The following is a 327-nucleotide window of genomic DNA, read 5'->3' on the forward strand; positions in this document are numbered from 1 at the left end:
GTGTCGCTGACGGGGCCGGTGCTTGAAGACACGGCAACGCCACTGGTCATTGACCTGGGCGTCCTCAATCCGGGCGAACTCGCCGAGGTGACGGTTTCCGGCCTTGCGGAAGGCACGACCCTGTCGGCCGGCGTCGTCAATCCGGACGGGTCCGTCACCCTGTCGGAGGCAGACCTGCTCGGCCTCACCGTGACCGCGCTCGATCCGGGAACGCAGCTTCTCAACGTGGATGTCACCGTGACGGACCCGGCGACGGGAACCTCGGCCACCACGTCGGAACTCCTGTCCCTGGAGGTCCTCAACGTGGCCGACGTACCGCTTCTGGAC

General features: G+C 67.0%; 1 protein-coding gene. It reads left to right on the top strand.

The genetic code is table 11. From position 1 onward, the window contains the following. On the top strand, nucleotides 1-327 hold a 327-nt coding region (locus tag Q666_RS66255), incomplete at both ends, for a hypothetical protein (protein ID WP_035909132.1).

Source organism: Labrenzia sp. C1B70, assembly GCF_000475395.1.
Classification (GTDB): Bacteria; Pseudomonadota; Alphaproteobacteria; order Rhizobiales; family Stappiaceae; genus Roseibium; species Roseibium algicola.